18 protein-coding genes and 2 tRNA genes are annotated in these 23,862 nt (G+C 62.1%); 12 read left to right on the forward strand and 8 right to left on the reverse strand.

The window, feature by feature from the left end; all coding sequences use genetic code 11:
• Positions 1 to 178 precede the first annotated feature (178 nt).
• A complete protein-coding gene (locus ACYQ0R_RS05120) occupies positions 179 to 1,588 on the forward strand; it encodes an NAD(P)/FAD-dependent oxidoreductase (RefSeq protein ID WP_459821317.1) in 1,410 nt (469 codons plus the stop codon).
• A 33-nt stretch (positions 1,589 to 1,621) separates the two neighbouring features.
• On the forward strand, positions 1,622 to 1,819 hold the full coding sequence (locus tag ACYQ0R_RS05125) for a hypothetical protein (protein ID WP_459821319.1): 198 nt from the start codon (positions 1,622 to 1,624) through the stop codon (positions 1,817 to 1,819).
• A 54-nt stretch (positions 1,820 to 1,873) separates the two neighbouring features.
• Here the strand turns inward: ACYQ0R_RS05125 and ACYQ0R_RS05130 are convergent, their stop codons facing one another.
• Entirely contained in the window at positions 1,874 to 2,986 is a 1,113-nt protein-coding gene (locus ACYQ0R_RS05130) for a M24 family metallopeptidase (RefSeq protein ID WP_459821321.1), read from the reverse strand.
• A 170-nt stretch (positions 2,987 to 3,156) separates the two neighbouring features.
• On the opposite strand from ACYQ0R_RS05130, the gene ACYQ0R_RS05135 reads away from it, so the two are divergent.
• The 6 genes from ACYQ0R_RS05135 (at position 3,157) to ACYQ0R_RS05160 (ending at position 8,484) form a co-directional block, all read left to right on the forward strand.
• Positions 3,157 to 3,231, forward strand: a tRNA-Val gene (locus ACYQ0R_RS05135).
• Positions 3,232 to 3,951: 720 nt separating this feature from the next.
• Entirely contained in the window at positions 3,952 to 4,773 is an 822-nt protein-coding gene (locus ACYQ0R_RS05140) for a DUF7847 domain-containing protein (protein ID WP_459821323.1), read from the forward strand.
• A gap of 335 nt (positions 4,774 to 5,108) precedes the next feature.
• Entirely contained in the window at positions 5,109 to 5,513 is a 405-nt protein-coding gene (locus ACYQ0R_RS05145) for an Lrp/AsnC family transcriptional regulator (RefSeq protein WP_459821325.1), read from the forward strand.
• 239 nt (positions 5,514 to 5,752) lie between these two features.
• Positions 5,753 to 6,079 (forward strand): DUF8065 family protein, encoded by a 327-nt coding sequence (locus tag ACYQ0R_RS05150; RefSeq protein WP_459821327.1) that lies wholly within the window; start codon positions 5,753 to 5,755, stop codon positions 6,077 to 6,079.
• On the forward strand, positions 6,069 to 6,683 hold the full coding sequence (locus ACYQ0R_RS05155) for a hypothetical protein (protein ID WP_459821329.1): 615 nt from the start codon (positions 6,069 to 6,071) through the stop codon (positions 6,681 to 6,683). The genes ACYQ0R_RS05150 and ACYQ0R_RS05155 overlap by 11 nt, the downstream gene beginning before the upstream one ends.
• A 1,429-nt stretch (positions 6,684 to 8,112) precedes the next feature.
• Positions 8,113 to 8,484: a cold-shock protein gene (locus ACYQ0R_RS05160; protein WP_459821331.1), complete on the forward strand. Its 372-nt coding sequence runs from the start codon at positions 8,113 to 8,115 to the stop codon at positions 8,482 to 8,484.
• Between the two features lie 32 nt (positions 8,485 to 8,516).
• Here the strand turns inward: ACYQ0R_RS05160 and ACYQ0R_RS05165 are convergent, their stop codons facing one another.
• From ACYQ0R_RS05165 to ACYQ0R_RS16045, 6 genes are all read right to left on the reverse strand, one after another.
• Positions 8,517 to 12,266 (reverse strand): UvrD-helicase domain-containing protein, encoded by a 3,750-nt coding sequence (locus ACYQ0R_RS05165; protein ID WP_459821333.1) that lies wholly within the window; start codon positions 12,264 to 12,266, stop codon positions 8,517 to 8,519.
• Positions 12,263 to 15,157, reverse strand: a complete 2,895-nt coding sequence (locus ACYQ0R_RS05170) for a PD-(D/E)XK nuclease family protein (protein ID WP_459821335.1) — start codon at positions 15,155 to 15,157, stop codon at positions 12,263 to 12,265. Before ACYQ0R_RS05170 ends, ACYQ0R_RS05165 begins: the two co-directional genes overlap by 4 nt.
• A gap of 1,194 nt (positions 15,158 to 16,351) precedes the next feature.
• Positions 16,352 to 16,525: transfer RNA gene (locus tag ACYQ0R_RS05175), tRNA-Trp, on the reverse strand.
• A gap of 148 nt (positions 16,526 to 16,673) precedes the next feature.
• Positions 16,674 to 16,895, reverse strand: coding sequence for a DUF5795 family protein (locus ACYQ0R_RS05180; protein ID WP_459821337.1), 222 nt, complete (start codon positions 16,893 to 16,895; stop codon positions 16,674 to 16,676).
• A 127-nt stretch (positions 16,896 to 17,022) separates the two neighbouring features.
• Positions 17,023 to 18,051, reverse strand: coding sequence for a DUF5794 domain-containing protein (locus ACYQ0R_RS05185; RefSeq protein ID WP_459821339.1), 1,029 nt, complete (start codon positions 18,049 to 18,051; stop codon positions 17,023 to 17,025).
• Positions 18,052 to 18,258 carry a DUF8099 family protein gene (locus ACYQ0R_RS16045; protein ID WP_488193302.1) on the reverse strand — a complete coding sequence of 69 codons (207 nt, stop codon included), beginning with the start codon at positions 18,256 to 18,258 and terminating at the stop codon, positions 18,052 to 18,054.
• A gap of 299 nt (positions 18,259 to 18,557) precedes the next feature.
• Here ACYQ0R_RS16045 and ACYQ0R_RS05190 point away from each other — a divergent pair, with 299 nt between their 5' ends.
• The 3 genes from ACYQ0R_RS05190 (at position 18,558) to ACYQ0R_RS05200 (ending at position 22,017) form a co-directional block, all read left to right on the forward strand.
• Complete coding sequence (locus ACYQ0R_RS05190) at positions 18,558 to 19,331, forward strand: NAD(P)-binding domain-containing protein (protein WP_459821341.1); 774 nt, start codon at positions 18,558 to 18,560, stop codon at positions 19,329 to 19,331.
• A 153-nt stretch (positions 19,332 to 19,484) separates the two neighbouring features.
• A complete protein-coding gene (locus tag ACYQ0R_RS05195; protein ID WP_459821343.1) occupies positions 19,485 to 20,954 on the forward strand; it encodes a small ribosomal subunit Rsm22 family protein in 1,470 nt (489 codons plus the stop codon).
• Positions 20,955 to 21,096: 142 nt separating this feature from the next.
• Positions 21,097 to 22,017, forward strand: coding sequence for an EamA family transporter (locus tag ACYQ0R_RS05200; protein ID WP_459821345.1), 921 nt, complete (start codon positions 21,097 to 21,099; stop codon positions 22,015 to 22,017).
• A 51-nt stretch (positions 22,018 to 22,068) separates the two neighbouring features.
• Here ACYQ0R_RS05200 and ACYQ0R_RS05205 read toward each other — a convergent pair whose 3' ends face one another.
• On the reverse strand, positions 22,069 to 23,037 hold the full coding sequence (locus tag ACYQ0R_RS05205; RefSeq protein WP_459821347.1) for a DUF4349 domain-containing protein: 969 nt from the start codon (positions 23,035 to 23,037) through the stop codon (positions 22,069 to 22,071).
• Positions 23,038 to 23,159: 122 nt separating this feature from the next.
• Here ACYQ0R_RS05205 and ACYQ0R_RS05210 point away from each other — a divergent pair, with 122 nt between their 5' ends.
• Positions 23,160 to 23,843 (forward strand): YqjF family protein, encoded by a 684-nt coding sequence (locus ACYQ0R_RS05210; protein ID WP_459821349.1) that lies wholly within the window; start codon positions 23,160 to 23,162, stop codon positions 23,841 to 23,843.
• Positions 23,844 to 23,862 lie beyond the last annotated feature (19 nt).

Here is a 23,862-nt window from a genome sequence, read left to right on the forward strand (position 1 = left end):
AAAAGCATGTCCTTTCATCGACGGAGAAGTTCCAGATAATCGCATGATCGATCGTTTTAAACAAACGTATTCGACAAACGTAATTAGTTGGACACTCGGCGTAGCTTCACCGTCGTCCGGGGCACCGTCTCGGTCACGGGACCGTGAATTTAATACCCGAACGGGAACCTCTCGGAGTATGGAACGCGTCAACGTCGCGATCGTGGGTGGTGGTCCCGGCGGCTCCGCAGCGGCGTATACGGCCGCGAACGCCGGTGCTGACGCCATCGTTCTAGAGAAAGGGGTCCCGCGTGCCGACAGGGACGGACTGGGTCCCGATTCGACCGACGCTGCCGGTATTCTCGACTACTGGGTCGATATCATGGGGATCCATCCCGACGAGTTTGACGACGGCGTCCTCCAGTGTGAGCTGACCCGAGCGGAGTTCCGCGGTCCCGACGAGGCGGCGACGCTGTACTCGACCGGGATCGACTCCTCATACGACGAGTTCGGCTACACGTTTCACCGGGCACGTTTCGACGACTGGATGCGCGAGCGGGCCGAAGACGCCGGCGCGGAGTACCGAACCGGCGTCACCGTTCGCGACGTCGAGACGGACCTGACGGTCGACGTTGCCGACGGCGTCGGTAGGGGAGGCGGCGACGATCCTCGCCACGTCGTCCAGCTCGCGTCCGGCGAGGAGCTCTGGGCAGACTTCGTCGTGCTCGCGGACGGTCCGCAGCGAACGGTTACCAACCGCGTGCTCGACCGGTTTCTTCCCGAGGGCTCCGGCGCGTCGGACCGGCTCTCGCCGCCGAACGCCAACCACATTGCCTATCAGGAGCACCGCCGGGTCCCGGAGGCGGTGTACGAGGAGCTGAACGACGCGATCATCTTTTGGTGGGGTGTTATGCCGGGCGAAACGGCGTATCCGTGGATATTCCCGAACGAAGGCCGCGCCTGTCGGATCGGACTCACGATGCCGATCGGGCTCGACATCGAGACGTTCGACGCTGACGAGTACGAGCTTCTCGAGCCGGACGACGAGTCGATCCCGAACGGTTCGGAGTACATCCGACGGCTCCTTGAGTGGCAGTTCGGCGACGAGTACGACATCGAGGAGGCGTTTCCGATCGTCGATGAAGCCGGGAAGCGGAACGGGACGGAGACGTATCCGATCTCCTCGACGCGCCCGATCGACTCGCCGACGGACGCGGGGATCGCGGTCGTCGGTGGCGCGATGGGAACGACCTCCGCCTTCCACGAGGGGGGCGACCACGTTGCTATCCGTACCGGGTCCATCGCCGGAGAGCTCGCCGCGAAAGGGGATCTGGCTGCGTACAATCGACGGTGGAAGGAGGAGATAGGTGACGAGATCGTTCGGAACGTGACGATGGCGGATATGGTCGCCGACTACGACCCGGACGACTGGAACCGCGTCATCGGTGCCGCGGACGACCTCCTCGCGGCCGAAACGGGCGATGCTCTGCTCTCACAGCCGTATCGATCCGGATTAGAATCGCTGAAGCTCGTGCTCGGGTACAAATGGAACAAACGGAAAACGAAACGGAACTACGTCGGGATCGACGAGAACGAGTACGTGTACTGATCCGCCGATGACGGCGACACAACACCATCGAAGATGACCGACACGCCAGGTTCCGCCGATGGTGATGTGCCGGTATCCCAGGATCGCGAGCCACGATGTCGGCGCTGCGGCGAGCCGGTTCGGCGTGGAGCGATCGGGTCCCGGCAGCGCGCCTGCTGTCTCAACGCCACACCGATCGCTGGCGTCTGTCCGAACCACGGACCGCTCGGGCCGCATCACATCGTCGATTGATCGCTTTCGATTCCCGCCGTGAGTTCGGTCGGCGTTCAGGGATACTCCTCGAGATCACCGCGTGACGGGCGCGTGCAGCTCGAACGGCTCCGGATCGTCGAGGCCGTCGACTGCGACGGGGGCGACCTCGTGTGTGGGCCACCGCCCGGTTTTCGTCAACATCTCAGTTCGGTCGGTCGCGACGAGATGGGTGTCCTCACTTTTCGCGCCCTGCACGGTCGGGTTCCAGGCGTACCCCATCGGCTCGCGAACCGGCTCCGTCGCCCCGGGCGTGGCGATCCACTCGCGGCCGGCGTACCCCGCTGCACCGCCCTGATGATGGCTCCGCCACTCGCCGTCGAAGCCGACCGCGTCGTAGGCGGCCTGAACCGCCTCGAACACGTCGCCGGCCGTGCCGTCGCCGAGCGTGCCGGTCGCGGCCGCGCGAGTGGCCGCGAGCGCCGTCGCCTCGACCTTCTCGGCGGCCCGATGGCGTCGTTCCAGCCACTCCGGCGGGTCGAACGCGACCGTGCGGGTGAGAGAAGCGTACAGACCACCTTGCTCGGCCGTGATGGACACGAGCGCGTACGCCCCGAGTTCCGCGTCGCTCGGGGTGTAGTGACGAAACGACTGCGCTCGCTCCGAGCCTCCGACGAGCACGACGGGCGTGTTCACGTCACGGGAGGCAAGCGAGATCTCGACGCCGGCCGCGACCTCGTACTCCGGGTCGTCGGGTTCGAGGTTCCGACACACCGTCTCGACCGCGGCGGCGGCCTCCCGACCCAGCTCGCGATAGCGCTCCACGTCGGTCTCGATGAGCGGCTGTCGCAGGCGGGTCGCGTCGACGGCGTCGAAGCCGGCCACGTCGAAGTCGGCCGCGGCGGGCGTCGGCGAGCGCTCGGCGACGGCGGCGGAAAGCGAGTCGGCGTACCACGGGAACGACTCGACGGGCACGTCGTCGGGCAGTTCCTCGCTGGCGAGTCGGTCGGCTTCGACGTTGTCGGTCACCACGCGAAATGACCCGTCGTAGCCGGCGGCTGCGACGCCGACGTCCGCGTCCGCGTCAACGACGTTGTCGCCGCCGAGAAGCCACGCAAACCCGTTCGGACGGGCGAACCACACCGCCTCGAGACCGCGGGCATCGAGATACTCGTCCAACCGGTCGGCGCGGGCGGAAAGATCGACCATGTCAGAACCTGCTTGTCCGACCCAATAAAAGCGGTCGAAACCGACGAACCACCGGAACCGTCACCGCCGTCGGACCTATAAATCGGTGACGGAACTGCGGTGCCGGACCCCGATCCGAAAGGTTCAATTGTATCCCCGGGGAACGACGAAACGCGCCAGAAAGCCCCGTCGGGTTGGTAGTCTAGTCCGGTTATGACACCTCCTTGACATGGAGGAGGCCGGCGGTTCAAATCCGCCCCAACCCATACGGAGTACGTACGGACTCTAAGAGTCCGTTTTTCTCCACTCTCAGGCTTCGTGTCGTGGGAATCGTCATTTTCACCCCCGATTTTCGCACTCCCCAGAGTTGCTAACCCATACGGAGTGTGACCGGGGGTCGCCTCCTTCTTGGAGTCAGGTTAACTAAATCGGAGGATTATATAAAAGTGAGTATCAAATAACTAACTATAATCTGCAATCTGCATCTGGTTCCATAGCTGGATTTCATCATGGATTCAACGGTGAATGTTTCTGTGTCAGAAGTATTATTTTTATAGGGGTTTGGCTTCTCTTTCTCGTGGTCACTCCCCCGTGGCTGCTTGTGACTATTCCAATCGAGTGTGACAAGCCTGCCCATCCACGCTGGCTGTGAGTCACCCTGAGTGGGCTAACCTAGCAGCGATGTCCGGACAGCTAGCTGTATACCGTACGCCGCATCTGACAGGGGAAGCGTAGTTCATTCGGGAACTGCTGCATACACAGCGCAAATCTTGCGGACTGAAAATCGGCGCACAAGGGAGTAATCGGTCAGTACCTGCTTTTTGCTCACGATCCGAGCCGCATGTACTGGCGTTGGTGGAAGTGTCCGCCAGACTCGTTCGACCACGAGAAGCGTACCGCACCGACCACCACAACGACGACGGTTGCTCGGGGCAGCCTCCGACTGTAATCCGAACTTCTACGGCGTCGGTTACGAACGACGACGTATGGGACCCGCACTCGACTCCCTCCACGGAATCCGTCGACTCGCAGATCGAACGCCTGCCACGCTCACGGTGGTTGGAGTTCTCGGGATGGTCGCACTCGTCGCGTCAGTCGTCATCAGCGTGGTTCCCATTCTCGGTTGGCTACTGGGGATCCCCGTGTTAGCCTTCGGTCTCGGAGCCGCGTACGCGGTCACCGACCACGGCCTGTCCACCGGGTCGCTGTCGACGGGAGTCGGCGTCGACCTCGTCCGAGAGCGCTGGCTCTCGCTGCTCGGCGCGTACGCGCTGCTCATCCTCCTGTGGCTCGCCGCGTTCTTCGTGCTGTTCGCACTCATGCTCGTGCTCGTCATCGCGGGAACGCTCGTGGCGAGCGCTATTGCTCTGCCCGAGATCGCCACTACCGCCGCAGTCGGCCTTCTTTTGGTCGTGTTCGGTGGCGTGTACTTCTGCTGTGCGATGGTCGCGCAGTTCCTGTTTCCCGCTGTCGCCGTCAAGGGGGACCCCGCGGTTGACGCTGTGAAGGGTGCCATCCGTGTCGTTCGGGACGCACCGGCGTCCGTTGCCGGGTTCACCGTGATCCGAGTCGCGCTGGAGTACGGGCTCATCGTGGTCGGACTCGCTGTGATAGCCGGAGTGGGTGTTCTCGGACCCGTTATCACCGACGTACTTGGGGGTGCCGCCGACCCCGGCTTCCTCGTTGAGGCGGTGGACATCGTCGGTGTCCTCGCCATCCTCACCGTCCTACTCGGCAGTGTCGCCGTCGGACAGGCTCTCCAGATTACCTACACGACCGCGTTCTTTACCGACCAGATCCGGAGCTGACCGCCGCGATAACACAACCTACGCTCTCTATCCGGAATCCAACTTATCTGGGGCTCGTTAGGATCGCGAGTGCTGAATACAGCGCGCGTATCTCGCACAGCATCTCCTTCGGATTCAGACCGTTTGAGTCGGTTGGTTCGCTATAGACATCATATTCAATCCTGATCAGACTCACACGGCAACAACCGGCGCGGTCGGCGTGCGTTGTTTGCCCCGGAAAGCCACTTCCCGTTTCGACCCCTACAGTCTACTGATGGTTTCCAAGGAACTCGACAAAGTGGATAAAGGGATACTGTATCTACTCCAGAAGGACGCCCGACGTCACGACCGAGGACATGGCTGAGAAAGTCGGTGTTTCGTCCAGTACGGTCGCTAATCGAATCAACAGTCTTGAGGAGCGTGGCGTCATTATCGATTATCACCCAATCATCAAGTACAGTGAAACGGGGTTAGGTCATCACCTCCTCGTCACTGCAACAGTCCCTCTCCAAGACCGAGAGAAGATGGTGGATGACTTGATGGAGGTTTCCGGTATCGTAAGCATCCGTGAGCTATTAACAAACAGCGAGAACCTGTCACTGGAAGTAGTGGGCCGCACGTCGGAGGACATTGAGGAAACCCTTGAAACTCTGGACTCACTCGGAGCCGATATTGAGCGGATGGAGATGATGAAACAGGAACAAACAAACCCGTACAACCACTTCGGGGAGGAGCTTGCGAATGAAGGGGACAGTGGCTAATTTCCAGCCCTTCTTAAGTCGTCCCGGATAATATCAAATTAGCGATAGGTTCAAGAAGGGCGACGAGTTCACTAGCTTTCGTTCATTTCATTAGATTATAATGGTTCTGCACGGTTCCTAACTCATATCGCACCCCTTGCGAGAGAGGCCTGAATGGTAGTACTACATCCCTGACGTCACGTATTGACAAGTAGGTACACGTCATAACATATATGTCCCTCCCCGTCGAACGTCAATGTATGAGCGGATCAAGCTACGACAAGACGATTCAGTTTCGTGCGGGGGCGGAAAAAGAGGCTGCGGAGCTGCTTGATGAGATTCATATCGGTGGCGTCAACGTGAGCGAACTCGCCCGCGTCGGCCTGGTCGAAATGCTCCGACAGTCATTAGATGAACAAGACAAGATTGCGGTGTACGAACGATACAGTCGTGGTGAGATTGGTGAGGACGTGGCCCGTGTCCTTCTCGGTGAGAAACTCGATAGGATGGAAGAGGAGAAAGCGTCGTTCGAGGCGGCTATGGAACGAGACACGTCTGAATTCCTGACGGACAGCGATGGCGAGTGAGGCTCGCTATCCGATACTGGCTGATACGAGTTCCTTGATCGCGGTTGCGAACACCACTCAGTGGGAACGGCTGAAAGACGCGATCCACCTTACAACGACAAACGTCTGCAAGCACGAACTTCAAAACCACGTCAACTCGAACAAATACCCGCCTGAGGGCAGCCGTGAGTACTACTTGAAACAAGGGGGCCACCGTGTTCTTGAACATCTAGACGAGGATTCGTCGCCGTGGTCGTGCGTCACTGTCGTTCCCCGCCCGCATGGACCAGATGCAGGCGAGCAATCGCTCAAGCAGGAACTTTCTGAACACGGTTCGTCGTATCAGATCGTATCGATTCTTGACTCAGCTGCGAGACGGTCAATTCGGCGTCTCATCGATGACAACGGGTACGACATTGACGTTGTGGGACCACCGTATCTCCTCTACATCCTGCTTGACAACGACCTCATGGAAAAGCCTGAATTCTGCGAGGCAACCGTGAGGATGATTCAAACGGAAGGGTGGACTGGGTACGAGGTTGTGAAGAACGCGTGGAGCAGTATTCCCGTTAATTGTTCTGAAATCCTTGACGGCGAATATGATGACGCCCTTCCACCGAAATAATCTGGCTTATACTGTCAATCTGATCAGTACAGGTCATAGACATACCATCTATTGTCCAATTGTGCAGTTCTGTTTATGTGGTTGTCTGATGAGTACGTCGATAACGAACGCTAATCCTGCATATAGTGAGAGATACAGAATCCAGAACATAGGGGCGATACCGAAGGGGGTCGCATCTCCGCTGTACATTGCTATTATTAACCAAAATAACACGAGAAGACCCAGACCAATTAATGGGCCAATCCATTGTCGGTAAAGAAACACTGTCACGGGAACTCCGATAGAAAGAATGGTTCCGATCGGGAACGTCAGGAGAAAGAACACGTATTGGAGTGAAAGGTCGGGCGATGGGGCCACATACGAAACGTGTGCTGCAAAACGCACTCCGAGCAGTAACAGCGAGTAACCTGCAACTCCAGCCACAAAACCAAGAACAAGAGCATGGGTGAAAGAATATCGTCGCTGACTGGCCATGTATCTCGATTCGTCTCACTGGCTAGATAGTAGTGTGGTCGTTCAATACGCACACGCAGTTACCGTTCAGTACAGATGAAGAACTCAGCAGCAGGCCCAGTTAAAATATACTGAAAGCATCCAATATCCTATCAATATATTTGTCATACTTCCCTTCTTTCTCCTCCTCTTCGTCGAGCGGTTTTGTATCCTTCCTGTCGCCAGTCATAGATAAACGGTTGACATGAACAGAAATTAACCTTCTGGTCATAATAGACGTTCACTTTGCAGCCGTAGTGATCTGCGGTCTCAAGGAACAACATTTCGAAATGAAGTCACTCGGAGAGTTACTCCTTAGTGAAGAACTCATTATCATAACGAGAAGCAAGAGTTGATGTCGCACCTCATCACGTGCGGGGAGAGACCGGACGGCGTCCGGTTTGCTTGCGACCAGTGTAATAAAACATACCACTCACAGTTCGCAGTGAAGTACCACGGGCGCGGTGGCCCGTGGCTTCGCCGTGGTCTCTGGCGTGGAGCCAGCGAAACGACCGGTGGCGAATTTAATTCCGCCCGCGCTCGTCCCTGTGGGGGACTCGCGTGGAACCGGTAACACCCGAACACACCGGGAGTGCCACCGCAACAGAGGTCGTCTGTTGCAGCCGTGGCGGGTGTGTCCGTGGGCGTCCGCCCCTTCACGAGGGCGCGACACAGGCCCGGCGCACCGCGTCTTACCCCGAAGTGGGTGCGCGGGTTTTGCGAGGCCGATAACGTGGGTTCCATACTGTAGTAGGGCGTCCCGATACTTAAAACAGGGACGTAGCCGAGCGGACGCGCTTCACCCCCGCCCACGGTGGGGCGGGGAACTCGCGCTGCTTTTCGTTTAGATCGGCACGTTGAACGTAAGCATGGGAGCGAAACGAGCCAGGAGACTATCCATCGGTGTTCTGACAGTGGCGTTGAATTCGAATCAGCAATGAGTTTGCTCAAGCACAAAACAGACCACACTGAGCAATCGCACATCAGCACTGGTAACGACGGTTCACCGTCCGCTAACTATCCGGAAAAAGGAAGCGAGGAGTACGTTGTCCGGGAAGAGATCGGGACTGTCGCACATTACAACTCGGAAGAAAGGTACGGATTCATCGAAACGAGCGAGGTTTCTGACGACGTGTTCTTCAATGTCAGCGACGTACGTGGTCAAGCACCGACTGAAGATGATCTCATTCAATACGACATTCTGGAAACAGACCGTGGATACAAAGCGGTCAACATCACCCATCAGCGGCGAAAAGGGGTTTCTGAGGATCCGTTCGCTAGTACGCGGACACGATGGGGCGGCCAATAGATTCTCTCCTCAGTACGACGTTGCTGACGAGATCAGCCGAATCGGCATGGCCCGCCTTTGCTCTGCCCGTACGGGCAGGAGCCGCAACGAGTCGTTTCGTCAAGCGCAGCACGGTCGGGGTGATCGTCAGGGTCGGGCGAGGGGGTGGTTGCCAACATGATTCGACCGTTTTCGTTGCGTGTGAGCGACAATTGCGTAGTGACACGGTTCAGCGCGTCGTCGAACGTCGCGTGATCAACGGCGACATCGTGGGTTGTTCCGCCGTCGTGGACGTACATGAGGTGAGCGCCGGTGACATCGATATCGTAGAGTTCCGTGAGTAACCAGGCGTACGCTTGCAGTTGGGTTTTGTATCGAGCGGTTGCGTACTCGGCGTCGGACCGAACACCACCGGTTTTGTAATCGACGATGTGCCACCCGTCGTCGTCTTTGTACAGCAGATCGATGTCACCGCGGATCAGGGTCGTGGTCTCGCCGAGGTCGTGCGTGACATCAAACGTTTCTTCGGCAAGAATGTCTCCGTCAGCAACGCTCGTCTGGAGGCGTGTACCGGTGTCAGTGGCGTCGAAGTTCGGGATCACGGTGTCGGTGAGCTCATCAACCACTTCTTCTCCGTGTCGTGTGCGGACAGCAGCGAGCTCTGTGTCAAGGTCACGGCCGGCGACGACGTGTGCTTCAAGCACGTCGTGGACGACGGTCCCCCACTCGGTTGGGGCGAGCCCGGCAGGCGGTGAGATGTCCTGTTCGCGGGGCGGTGACATCGGTGTGACGTCTTGGACGTGTTCGTACTGATATCGACGTGGGCAGGACAGCAAGTCGTGGACGGCCGTCGCCGTCAGTGATTGTGGTCGTAACGGGAGCGCGTCAATCGTATCTGTCTCCGGTGTTCCGGCGAGGAACTCGTCAACAGCGGGTAACGATTCACGATCCTGTGAGACGCGCGGTGTAGCGTTGAGCGGCACGTCATCGATTCCGAGTGTGAACGGATCGTGACTACCGGTGCTGGCAGTGGTGTGTCCGGCACGATCATCGAGTCGGTCGTCGGTTGGCGTGAGTTCGACGGTCCCGGTTGGTGCGTCGGTGTCTGGGAAGAACACGTCTCGCATTGGTGCCATCCACGTGGTATGCTCGCCGTGGTAGATCTGGTCGGTACAGAGGCCGAAGAAGACGTGGTCGGCAGCGCGGGTGAACGCGACGTAGAGGTTCCGCCATGATTCGGCGACCTCACGTTCGAGGTGCCGGTTCAACGGGTTCCCGTACTGGAACTGCCCGTCGTCGGTTCGCTCGTCAGAGAGCCAGATCGGGCCGGTTGCCGTTGCGATCGGGCCGTTGGACCGATCGGTGCCGAGCCAGACGCCGTCATCGTCCGGACTGTCGATATCGACTCCGTCAGGGAACGGTGTCTCGCCCGGTTGCGGGCGGATGGCGAGCCCGTCGCGGCGACTGCAGACGAGCCGGCTGAGTTGTGTGCGCGGGAAGTTGAGGCGGTTCAACAGATCGACGAGGAACACGACGGGGAACTCGCGGCCTTTCGACGCGTGTACCGTGGTTAATATGACGGCGTCATCGTTCTCCTCGCTGGCGATCGGTGCGACGGTGAAGTCCGGCTGGTTCTGCGGAGTCAAATCCCGTAGCGTTGTGAGTCGATCGACGAGTTCCCGGTAGGCGAGGAGCTCGTCTTCTTCCCATTGGTCAATGAGTTCAGTGAGCGTCCACAAGTTCCCGTACTCACGGATCGCTTCCGGGTTTGTGAGCAGGACGGTCTCGAACCCTGAATGTCGGAGGATCTTGTGCACGAGATCGGATTTCGCCTCTTCACGACTCCACCGTAAGTCATCTCGGAGCGCGACGAGCCCAGCGATCCGGTCACGGTCGTCGGATGGGAGGCGTTCGGGCCAGTCGTCGAGCAACGCTTGGACGCTGCCGTTGAACCGCGGGACGGTCCGAAGCGTCTCATCGGAAACCGCGACCAACGGGGACCTGAGGATACGTAGTAACGACGGGCGGGAGTGTGGATTTGCGAACCATTCGAGAACGTCGATGATGAGTTTGATCTCGGTTGTTTCGAACAGGTCATCGCTCGCATCGACTGCGGCGCGGAGGCCGCGTTCTCGAAGCGCGGTGGCGTACTCCTCCATGCGAGACCGGGATCGGAACAGCAGCGTAATGTCTCCTGGGTCCGGTGGCACGGGCGTACTCGCTTCGGATTTCGTGTACGGATCGACCCGCACCGGCGGGTCGTCGTCGGGGTCCACGATCGTCGCAATCGTCGAGGCGATACGTTCTGTTTCGACGCGAACCCAGTCGTCACGTGTCGTGTTCCCGGAGAAATCCATCGCGTGAACACGCGCCTGATTCGCGTCGCCGTCGTCACGGAAGGCGTCCAACGGTTCGTACGCGATGTCGATGTCACCCATACCGCCGAGGCTCGGGTGTGAGAACACGTGCGAGAACAGTCGGTTGGCCGCCGCGATGATGTCCGGGTGACTACGGAAGTTCAGCGTCAACGGGACGTGCGTCAATCCGCGGATCCCGAAGTGATCATCGACGACGCTCGGCTCGACGTCTCGGTCACGGAGGTTGTCTGCGCGTTGTCCGGCATCGATCACGTCGCCGAATATCTCCGGTTCTGCCGACCGCCACTCGTAAATCGACTGTTTCACGTCGCCGATCAACAGCACTTGCGTCTGGTGTGCGTCGTTACGGATCACGTGAGACAGCACTTGACACTGCGCGTAACTCGTGTCCTGCACCTCATCGACGAACACGTACTGGTACCGTGAGGCAAGACTGTCTCGCCACCGATCGGCGACAGCCGACGGGAGCCGTCCCTCCAAGCCGTGTGCGTCGCCGGCGAGTTCCCTGACGAGGAGGAACGTCACGTCGGTGTGTGACAACGCGCCGGTTTCGAGCGTCAACCGGTCGTAGTGTCGTTCGAACGATTCGAGCACCACGCCGAACGCGTCGATCACCGCTGCCGTGTTCTCGTACGTCTCCTGGACGTGTACGAGTAGTTGCGCGAGGGCGTCGTCGGTATCGGACAGCATCGACGGATTCGGTACCAGTGACTCCAGGATTTCCTGTACGTCATCGATGGTTGCTGGCCGATCGTGCCCGGCGTGCATTTCCGTGAGGCTCTTTCGAAGGTGTCGTGTGGCTTTCGCCGGCGTCCAGCAGTACTCCCGGCACTTCTGTTGGATCTGCATGACCAGATCACGGTACCCGGCCGGCTGATCGTCCGTTGGCGGGAACGCGTCGCGGAGTTGCCTGAGTTCCGACGAACAGTCACTCCGCACGGCATCGAACACGCCACCGATGAGATCGGATTCGGTAACCGAATCGCGGATCTCGAACGATGCCGGAACCCCGATATCGACGGCGATCTCTTCGAGTAACCCTTGGAGGAACCCGTCGATCGTGCCGATGTCGGCGTTCGTTTCGATGTTCCGCCACACTGCATCACTCAAGGGGTCGGTCGCGGCGGCGTCGTGTTCACGGAGCTGCGTTTTCAGCCGCGTCTTGAGCTCGTGTGCCGCGTCGTTCGAGAACGTCGTCAACAGGATCTGATCGAACGGGTCACGCCCGGCGTCATCCTCCGCGACGACGGCTTGTGCGACCGTTCGGATCATCGTCATCGTCTTCCCGGTCCCCGCGCCGGCGTTCACACACACGCGACCGTACTGCGGGTCATGGAACCTGTCGAACACGGTTTGCTGTGGACCCTTCAACGAGACGCTACCTCGCGTCTCCAACGGCGGTGTCGCGGAGGTACGCCCCGTCATCGCTCGTTCACCTTCTGGGGTAGCTGACACAGGTCACGATACACACATGTCGCACAACCGTTGTCACCGCTTCCCGTGTTGTTCCCGTACCGATCCGTCCCTTCAGCCACGAACGCTTCGTCCACGTTGTACACGGCCGTCTCACCGATGTCATGCTGCATCGCTTCGAGGTGCTCCGTGAGATCCGCCCGCCACGATTCTGCCAAGCGCTGCCATGTTGCCGGTGTCACGCGTCGTTCCGTCTGTTCGACCACATCAAGACAGTCTTCCGTCCCTGGTTGCGTGACAAGGTACCCGTTCCGGCCGCTCGGTCCGCTCACGCCTTGTTCAACGAACACCACGCCGACCGGGTCAGCATACTCGACCGCGGCCCCGTGTAACCGGTGATCGAGATCGAATTTCGACCCGATCCGACACCACGCAGCGTCATCACACTGCCGGCACACGTCGTGACACTCCTGTGGCCGCAACGCCCCGTCACGCGGCGGCTCCCAGCACAACTTCGGTGCGTGCGTTGCTGCGCCACGTTCAGCAACGTAGAACACCGGGAGGTGATACGGTCCCGTGTCACGACCGTCGGCGTCCGGCTCATCTGCTGGTGGGAACGTCACGGTATCGACCCGGTGGGGGCCGAGCGCGAGCGATCCGTCGCCCGCATCAATCGTTCGCCCACCGACCCAGTCCCAGTTACGGGTTACCCCGGCCGCCAACTCGGACTGAACGCGCTCGTACTCCCGAATGAGCGACTGCGCGATCGACGACGGTGCGTTCGACGGCGCGTTCTCACGCCACCACGCGACGACCGCGCCAGGATCGTCGAACGCGTTCAAATCAGCCTGCCGGTCCGGGGCGAGCTCTTCGATCAGCACGCGGATCGCGTCTCGATACCGGTCTGTCACGTGCTGTTCACGAAGAACGCGCGGCACGCGCCCGAAGCGACTCGTCGGATTCGACTGCCGCCCGTCCGGAATCCGATCGCGGTCGATCTCGTCACCGTCCCGGTTAAACAGGTACTGGTAGAAGTAGTATTTCAGCTCACACTGTGCGTACAGATCGGCTTCAAACGACCGTGTCGGGTCACCCGTCACTGCTTCTCGGTCGATGTCCGGCGAGAACGCGGCGTCCGCTTCGTCAACGCCAACGCGGAACGTCGGGGTCGTCAACCGGTCAACCCGCGGGCGGATCGTCCCGTGGAACGCCTCGCCGTCCGTCCACAACGCCAGCCGCGTAAACGCGATCGGCGAGATAGACGGGCCGGACACGTGACCTGCGTCCGCTACATGAAACGCGTACGCTCGCAGCCGATCCCGCCCGGCCAACTCACTCCACGCCGACACCGCACCGTGCTTCGCTACCGAATCATCCGGGGTGGCCGTCCCTGCCGTGGCACCGGCAGCTCCACGCGCCGTCGGTAACCAGTCATCAACGGCGATCCGGGACACGTACGCGTCCTCCGTTGCCTCCGGATCGAGGTAATCGACGAACGACGACCACGCAACTGGGTCCGACGCCGAATCGAGATAATTGTGCAGCAACGTCACCGACTCAGCACTCACACCCGCCGCTGCCTCGTACAGATCGAGGTCCTGACCGTACTGGCTCTGCCGACTCTCATAAAATACGTACGGATCCACGTCTTCCGTCGTTTCGTCGTCACCTCCGTGTGCCTCGTCGTACACCGCGTCGAACAAGTCTTCATGCAGGAACGTCGGTGGTGTGAACGATTGCGGGAACGTCTCCGCGGACAACCCGAGCACGAACACGTGTGCTGCATCGAGGAAGTACGTGTTACCGGCGTCCACCACTCGTACCGCACTCGCGTCCGCGTTCCGCGTCCCGATCGACTCACTGCCCATCACGTCACCGACCGCCCGCGCAGCAAGCTCCCAGTCGCACCCAGCATCAGCGTCCGGGGTCAACTGCTCAGCTCGGTTCACGTACGCCCTGACTCGTCCAGCCTGATCCTGCACGCGTTCCGCGTAATGACTCTCGTGTTTCGCCGACAGATCCGAGCGGCTCGGATCCACCATCGGACCAACCGGGCTCTGCACGTCGGCCCCCACCGTCTGCTCTATGTGCCGCCCTAACAGTCGCTGAATCCACTCACTCAGCCACGCTCCGTCAGATACCGACCGGTCAGCTTCCTCCTGAATCCACGCTAGGTACACCGACGCGAACTCCCACTCACGCCCCGACCGGTCACCCACGAACTCCGCCCACTCCGGCACACCTCGCGGCCCAGACGCCTCTTCGGCCGCCGCGAACTCCTCTTCAAGCCGCAGAAACTCCGCCTGCGGCACCGGCCACGACCCCACGTCCGTGCCTGGAACACACAACCCGAGTCGTAACGGATCGATCACCGCCTCATATCCGACTGACGCGTCCGGCCTTTCCGACACCGACGCGATCAGATCGATCGTCGCCTTCACGAACCGGTACGCCGGCACGTTCCCCATCGGCACCCGCGTCTCGACGTGATACGGGAACTCATTCGTCGTGAACACGTCCTCGACCACCGACCGATACGCACCGGCATCACGCGCCACCACGACCACATCCTCCGGTACCACGCCGTCCGCGAACAACTCCCGTAACCGCGCCGCCACCGCCTCCACCTCACGCCGATGATCCGGGGCCTCAACCAACTCCACGCCACCCGCCGGCTCCTCCCCCTCAAACTCATTTTGCGCCACCGCCAACACGTCGTCAACGACCTCGCTCACCGCCGACCGTCCCGCCGTACCCTCAGTGACGTCCACCCCGACGGCCCGTAGCCGCGATACCAGATCCGTTCGCGTTCCCGACCGACCAAACACGTTCACCGTCGGCCCACCCGAAAGATCGTCTAGCGCCGCAAGCAACCGCGTCGTCGGATTATCAAACACGTTCACCGTCGCCACACCGACCCACTCAACCGTCGGAAATACCGCCTCCCATTCACCAGCAAGCTGCTCGCTCGCAGCCGCAACCAAATGACTCCGCGACAAATACACGTGCGCAGGCACCTCCCCCATCCGCGCACGCAACGCTGCGTGAATCTCTGCAAACGCCGCCAACCCCTGTGACGATTTCCACGCCGCAAACGGGTCCGACAGCCTCACAGCGACCGCCTTCAACGACTCGTGATTCCGATGCGCTTCAGATGGCGCTCCGACGTTCGACGCCCGGAAATACGCTTCAAGCTCCGATGACAAGCGCGCATACGCGTCCTCATCCCATTCGACCCGATCGACGAACCGCTCAAGCGGCGTTTCCGGCTTCTCACACGCAGCCTCGGATATGATCTCAACGATAGCTCGCCGTCGCAACGACGGATCCAGCACTGCCGCCCGTGACCCGTGGTGAGCGGAGAGGACCGCCCGCGCAATATCCTCGATAGACGAGTACGACGCCGCCTGCGACGCCGGCACTCCCTCTGACACGAGCGACCGCTTCAGATTCCGCTCCGCGATCGACCCGGCCGTCACACACAACCGCCCCGACCGCTCCCCAAGCCCATGCGGCACCCCGCTCTCCCACTGTCGCAGCAAGAACTGATCTAACCGCTCACCGCGAACCACAACCATACCCACACCCGACACGCCCGCCCCGAATGATACTTTGGATCGCTTGAACCCACCTGAACACGAAACGAGGGGCAATGATACGAAAAGAGTTCACGAAAAGACCGACCCTGATACTGAACGATCCACGTGAGAACGTGTATCTAGATATTGGTAGCAAACCGTTGAGTGGGATATGCCCAAGCCGCCGGACGACGGGAACCTGATCCCCGTATTAAATGAGGTCGGTGCGTGTGGTGACCCCCTAGTGGGTCAGTGGGTCAGGCGTCACACACCACTTGTTCGACCTTTGAGTCAGGGGGGTTCCGATCGGTGACCGGAATGACGACTGTCTCCCCGTTTATTGAAAATGCGGTACGGGAGCGGTGGCTTGTGAAATCCTTAGTATCGCATAACGGTGGCACCCTGTCATCGTTCAGGGGTTCAAATCAAATGAAATCCTCAGAATGGGGTTCTGAGTGGTTGCCCTAAACGTACAGTAGAAGCTCTGTATGTGCTGTTTCACGAACGAAGTGAGTGAAATGGGGCCGGAGGGATTTGAACCCCCGATCGACTGATATCTCCGGTGCGCCTCGGAACTCCAGAGGGTCGTCAACACGAACGATGATCAGTCGTCCGCTCGGTATATCAGTCTGGAGTGTCGTCCCGGGCGTAGCCTCTGGAGTCAGTCGCCATGCCTGGCTTGGCCACAGCCCCGCGTGATCCTGCACTCACCGGTTACACAAAGACGACTAAAGGGGTTTCGATCCTGAGCGATCCGTGGACGCGAGGGCCACGTATTCAACACTGAGACGAACACCGAGTCGTTCCGAAACACGCGTCAGGGGGCCCGAAGCGACCGAACCTACCGGTCGTCGTCGCTCCACTCACAGTCCTGGCATTTGTATCCGGTAACGAACTCGGTTACCGTCGGCATGTACCCGACGGAGATGACATCGCCACCGCAGTCGGGACAGTCACGGTCGGCGTCCTCGATCTCCTCGGTCTCCAACACCGACTCCCCTTCGACCAGCTCCGCGAGTTTTCCCGGCGTCACCATTCGACCCTGCACGACGCGATTGGACATGGGGCTTGTTGGCGACGACGACACCTAAAGGGCCGCGGATCGCGGCGGGGCATATAACCGATCGTGGTTAACGACGACGATATCCTGGAGTCGGGCGGGGCTCACCCCGTGACGTTGGCGATATCGGTCACAGCCACGGCGCGCGGGAGTCGTCGTCCTCGAAGGGGTTCGTCGACGCTTCCTCGTCAGTCGCATCGCCGCCGTTCGCCATCACGGTCACGTCCTCGCCCATGGTAGGCACCGACGGTCCGGCGCTACTATGCGAGTCCGACCCGTGCGGATCGTCGATGTCGCCGCTCGGTGCGTCCCGGTTTCGGACGTTATCAGCGAGTTTCTCGGAGTCGATAGCTCCGGGATCAACGCTAACACCACCGTCAGCGTCGTCGTCTGAATCACTCGCTGCCGGCGATGCGACGTGGTCGGGGTTCGGGTTGTACGCGAACAGCGCGGTCACTGCGAGCACGGCCAACGCGATCGGTGCCTCGGTCTGCATGATACCGAACGGGCCGAGCAGGATCGGGAGCGCGAGGACGCCGAGTGCGACCGCCGACCCGAACCTGAATCGGTCGATGTCGACGCGTTCTTTCAGCTGTGGCGACAGTAGCGCGACCGCCAGCGCGAAGCCGACACCGATCGCCGCGGCGGCCGTCCCGGGTGCGACGTACTCCATCGACGTCTCGACGGCGAACCCGGACGGCTCGAAGCTGGCGACGAGCCCGAGACCGACGATGACGGCGGGGCTCGGCAGATACTTTCCGATCTCCGAACTCGCGGTTTTGGCCGCGATCGCGAGGATCACGAGCCCGGCGAACCGCTCGAACACGGCGAGGTTCAGGAACCCCGCGAGCGTCGGTGCGAGCGCTGCCTCGACCGCGGCGACAGGGATGATCACCGCGCCGATAAGCAGCACTGAGGTGGCCATCTCCCTGCGGCTACCGTCCATCTCCGCGAGGATCACCGCGACGGTCGCTGAGCCGCCGAAGATGAGGATACCGGTCTCAACGACACCGGCTGGCGAGGCCAACACGCCAGCGACGACGAGCGCCGGGAAGATCCCGTCGATGAGCGGGAGCGCCATGACGGTCGCTAACAGCTTCGTCGCGCCGCCGACCTGTCGCTCCAGCCGTAACGCGATCGGATGCTGGGAGACGCTCATTCAGGGGCGATAACCCTGACCGGGGGGTGAACGGCGGGAAGCGGGCGACCCACGATGGCCGCAGACGCGGCGTGCGGAGTCGGATCCGTTCGGGGTCCGACCAGTCCACGTAAAGCGTTTGCGCGTATTGCCGGGTGTAAAGAAGGTGCCGAGTTTGCGCGTCGGCTGACCGGCAATGCACGCGGTAGCGGGACTGTCGGAGTCCATGGGTGTAGATACGCTTTCATTTGGGTTAAATATTGTGTGAGATGTGTCCGCACAACTTTGGAGAGTTATTCGTCGGTTGTATTCATGGAAAACGATCGGAGAAACTACTCTGGGGCGTGTTCACGTGGGGGGCTACGGTTCGTAGTCGAACGACTCCATCGCTTTCGGGACGCTCGATCACCATCGACAGATTCGATCGACGGCTGGCTATCAGCCCTGATGGTACAAAACCACGGACGTCCACCGGAAACGCGCATCGAACGGCTTTAAGGGCCACACGACGTTGCTTTGAGTGACCGATGGAGCTACTCGTCGTGGGGGCAGGGGAGATGGGTCGTTGGGTCGCCGACACCGTCCGCTCCGACGACTCGTCCGTCGAGGCCACCGTGGCGTTCGCCGACCGTGAGAGGGCGATCGCCGAGTCCGCTGCCAGAACGCGGGACGCCGACGTCGTTGCTGCCGATGGAACGTCGACGTTCGACGTCGTCTGTCTCGCGGTTCCGATGTCGGCGGTGCCCGAAGCGGTCGAGGCGTACGCGTCGCGGGCGACTCATGCGATCGTGGACGTCTCCGGCGAGATGACGGATGCGGTCGCGGCGATGCGTGAGCACGCACCGGAGATCGAGCGTGCAAGCTACCATCCGCTGTTCGCGCCGCCGCGCGTCCCCGGCAACGTTGCGGTCGTCGTCGACGAGCCCGGACCGCACGTCTCGGCGATCACCGGTGCGATCGAGGCCGGCGGCAATGACGTGTTCGAGACGACCGCAGCTGAACACGACGGAGCGATGGAGACCGTGCAGGCGGGTGCCCACGCCGCGGTGCTCGCGTGGCGACTCGCCGGCGACGACGTCCGCGAGGAGTTCCATACGCCCGTCTCGGAAGCGCTCGACGACGTCGCCGATACGATCACGGAAGGTTCGCCGGCCGTGTATGCCGAGATCCAGCGTGCGTTCGACGGCGCGGCCGATGTCGCGGAGGCGGCCGCCGAGATAGCCGACGCCGACCCGGAACGGTTCGCCGACCTCTACAAGCGCGCACGCGGGGACCGCGAGACGCGAAGCCGACACGAGTAGTCGCGGGTCGTCGAACGCCATGAGTAGTCGTAGCGCGTCGGCGAACGCCATGAGTAGTCGTAGCGCGTCGGCGAACGACACGACGGATCGGATCCGCGGATCCGTGCAACCGACGACGTGAGACCGAATGATACACCACACCGCCACTCGACGATGATCGACAGACAGGCCGTACGAAACAACGCAAACTACCTCCGTAACGTCAGACCGATCGACCCCGAGGAGATAGCGGAGTACATCGAGGGGCGACCGCATCCAGGAGTCGTCCGCGAGGCGCTCCGAGAGGAGGCGTTCGACCTGCGGCTCCGCGAGCGCGACGACGGGCGGTTCGTCCCCGTCGACGACGCTCCCGTCGAGCCGCCGGGCTGGGCTCCGACCACGTTCCCGGAAGCGTACGCGTTCGCTCTCGAGGATCTCCTCGTCGAGGAGTTCGGCGCGAACTGGCATCGGGGTGACTCAGGGGACCGCCTTCGCGAGGCGATCCGACGGCTGAAAACCGACTACTTCTTCGAAAACGACGTCGCATACGACCGCATCGCCGCGCTCGGCTACGCGATCTACCATCTCCCGGACTACTACGCCACGATCGGCTACGTGCTCGACGACCTCGTCGAGAACCGGCTGCTCGATCGCACGCTCCGCGTGCTCGACGTCGGCGCGGGTACCGGAGGGCCGGCGCTCGGGCTCCACGACTACCTTCCCGAGGACGCCATCGTGGAGTACCACGGGGTTGAGCCCAGCCCGGCGGCCGACGTGCTCGGCCGGCTGCTCGCGGAGACCGGACGGAACTTCCGGACGGCGATCCATCGCGAGACCGCGGAGTCCATGCTTGGGGTCGGCGCGCCGCGATCGGACGGGATCGACGCGGTCGCCGTCGGCGACGATGGCCGGCCAAAACCGTTCGATATCGTACTCTTTGGTAACGTTCTCTCCGAGCTGGACGATCCGGTGGCGGTCGTCGAGGCGGCGCTCGACGTGCTCGCGACCGACGGGAGCGTCGTCGCGCTCGCGCCAGCCGACCTCAACACCGCGACCGGGCTCCGCGAGGTCGAGCGCGCGGTCGCGACCCCGGACGGTGACGTGGAGGTGTACTCGCCGACGCTACGCCTCTGGCCGGGGGCCGCCCCGGAGGACGCCGGCTGGTCGTTCGACGTCGCCGACGAGCTCGCGATCCCCGCGTTCCAGCGCCGACTTGACGAAACCGCGGATCGAGGACCCGAGGACGAGCCGGGCGAGTTCATCAACGTCGACGTCCAGTTCGCGTACTCGATCCTTCGGACGGACGGGCAACGTCGGGTTGATGTCCGCGCAAGCGAGGACCGCTGCGCGCGGCTTGCCGACTCCGAGGAGCACGTCACGGACCGTGTGAACCTCCTCGCGGTAAAGCTCAGCCACGACCTCAGCGAGGGGGACAACGCCGTGTACAAGATCGGTGACGGATCACAGTTGGTCGAACACTACGCCGTCTGCACGCGCGAGACGGAGCTCAACCGTCATCTTCGTGAGGCGGAGTACGGGGCGGTCGTGTTCGTCGAGAACGGACTCGTTCTCTGGAACGACGACGAGGGCGCGTACAACGTCGTCGTCGACGGCGAAACGGTCGTGGATCTCGTCGCGCCGTAACGGACCTCACCTCGTTTCTTCTCCCTGCCTCCGTCCGCCATCGCCTCGTCCATAATCCGAGCCTCGTCCATGATCCGAGCCTCGTCCCGTCAGTGGAAGCCGATCGAACTCCTCTTGAGTCGCACTCGCGTCGGGTCGATCGATGGGTATCGGAGTCGCGGCGACGTCGACGCTGCAGCTCGGGTCCGTTGCGGATCCGGGAATCGGCCTTGCGCTCACCGCGGCCATCGTCTGGGGCGTGTACATCTACCTGCTGAAGCGGCTCTTCGAGGGATATCCGCCAGCCGCGCTCACCGTGCTGATCAACGCTTTCGCGATCGCGTGGTACGTTCCCGTCGTCGTCGCCGACGGCAGCGTGACGGCGGCAGCGCTCGGGAGGTTCGGGGTCGCGGAGCTCGGGGTCGTCGCGGTTACGGTCGTCGCGACCGCCGCCGCATTCGTGCTGTTTCTCGTCGCGATCGCGGACGGCGACGTCTCCTACGTCACGCCGATAAACAAGATCGTCCCGATGTTCGTGCTGCCGATGGAGATCCTGCTTCTCGGGCAGGTGTTGACTCCGCTGGAAGTCGCCGGCGTCGTCGTCGCGACGCTCGCGGTGTACGTTGCGAACTACGACCCGGGCGGGTTCCTCGAGCCGTTCGCGAAGGCCGCGAACTCCAGACCCGCCCAGCTCGCGTTGTTGAGCGCCGTCTGTTACGCCGTTAGCGACGTGGGAAAGCGCGTCGCCCTCCAGGAGCTTGCGATCCCCGAGACGCTGTGGGTGCCGCTCCTCCTTGCTGGCGTCGCCACCGTGTTGCTGCCCAGCGCCATCCGCAATCGCCCGACGAACGTCCGGCGTGACCTGCCGAAGTTCGCGCTGGCCGGCGCTGTCGTCGCCCTCGGCGAACACGTGACGACGCTGTCGTTTGCGATCCTTCCCGCCAGCATCGCCTCGCCGATAATCAACACGCAGGCGATCGTGGCGGTCGTGCTCGGCGGGCTCCTGCTCGGCGAGCGCCACTTCCGGATCCGGATCCTCGCGGCCGTGCTGGCAGTGATCGGCGTGACGATGATCGCGGTTTGATCGTCTCGGGTTGCCTGTGGCCGTCTCGGACTCACCACGCCACAGTCGGAACTACGACGTCTCGCTCTCGTCCGACTCGGTCCCGTCGTCGGCTTCGTTTCGGTCGCCGACCGGATCGGGTCCGCGCAGCCGTCGGGCGAACATCCCGATGGCGACGAGCGGAACGCCGAAGGCGATGAGGTACGGTGCGGCGTACGCTGTCCCGACGACCGTTGCTCGGAGGACGGTTCCGACGCCGCTCACCGATTCGAGAAACGCCGCCGTGACGCCGGTGTCGTACCACGCCTCGGGTTCGACCGGCTCGCGTTCGGGCGGCTCCTCGGCGAGCTCGATCCGGATCGTCGACAGCGCCACCTTTTCATTGAGGTCCGCCTGTCGCGCCTCGAGCCGCTCGATCTCCGACTGCGTGCTCGACAGCTCCGACTGCACGGCGAGAACGTCCTGGGTCTCGTTCGCCTCGTCGTACAGCTCGCGGAGCCGGTCACGCTCCGCACGGAGGTTGTCGAGGCGCGCCTCGAGATCCGTCAGCTGGTCGGAGACGTCTTCGGTGTCGGTCTGCCGGCTTTCGACCTCGCCGACGGTCTCGAACTCCGCCATTGCTGCGTCGAACTCGTCGCTCGGCACTCGAACGACGAACTCGCCGACCGTGTACGGTTCGCCGTGTCGCTCGGCCGTTTCGCGGCTGGATTCGCTCACGAAGCCGCCGTACCCGTCCGTCACGTCTTGCACCTCTCGCTCGGCCGCATCGAACTCGTCGACGGTGAGCCGGAGCTGCCCAGTTCGTATCAGCTGTCGTTCGGCGGCCAGCGCGGCCGGATCCACGGCACCGTCCGCGGCCGTCGCCTCGACGTCCTCGGCGTCCGTGAACGAGGCGGCATCCTCGGCCGCGTCGTCGGGAGACAGATCCTCCTCGACGGCGACGTCGTCCGTAGCGTCACCGGCATCGTCGCCGCCGACGCAGCCGGCGAGCACGAGCATCGACGCGACCGCGGCGACGAGCAGCAGTCGTCTCGCGTTCATGCCCGGGTTGAGACGCGGTGCGGGCATAAACGGATCCGAAGCACAAACGTCCGTTTGTGTCTTCTCCGAGGCCGACCCGGTCGTGCCGTGCGGGTTTTCACCGTCCCGCTCCAAGGATCGATATGCTCGGACGCCGCTGGCTGGAGATGCGATGGCGCGACGGACTGTTTCTCCACTGGCCCGTCGATCCCGACGTCGTCGCCGAGACGCTCCCTGACCGGCTGTCGGTCGTCACCCACGACGGCGACGCATACCTCGGGGTCGTCCCGTTCGTGATGTCGGACGTTCGACCCCGCGGCGTCCCCGTGGGTCTCTCGTTTCCGGAGCTCAACCTCCGGACCTACGTCGACGGACCGAACGGTCCCGGCGTGTACTTCTACAGCCTCGACGCCTCGGATCCGCTCGGCGTCACCGTCGCCAGACGGCTGTTCGCGTTACCGTACTACCGGGCCGACGCGACCGTCCGGCGCGAGGGGAGTCGCGTCCACTTCCGGAGTCGACGCACCCACGCCGGCGCAGCGCCGGCATCGTTCGACGCGACCTACGAACCGGACGGCGAGGCGTTCGTCCCCGACCCGGGTTCGCGAGCCGCGTTTCTCCTCGAGAACTACCGCTTCTACGCGGAGGGAAGGCGACTGTACTGCGGCGCGATCGACCACGAGCCGTGGCGGCTGCGGGACGCGACGGTGACGGTCCGGCGAAACACGCTGTTCGCGGCGAACGCGTTCGATCGTCCCGACGGGGAGCCGATCGTCCACTACGCCGATCCGATCGACGTGACCGCCGACCGAATCCGTCGTGTGTGAGTGAGGTCGCGGTATGCGA

It is taken from the genome of Halorubrum luteum (genome assembly GCF_054652935.1).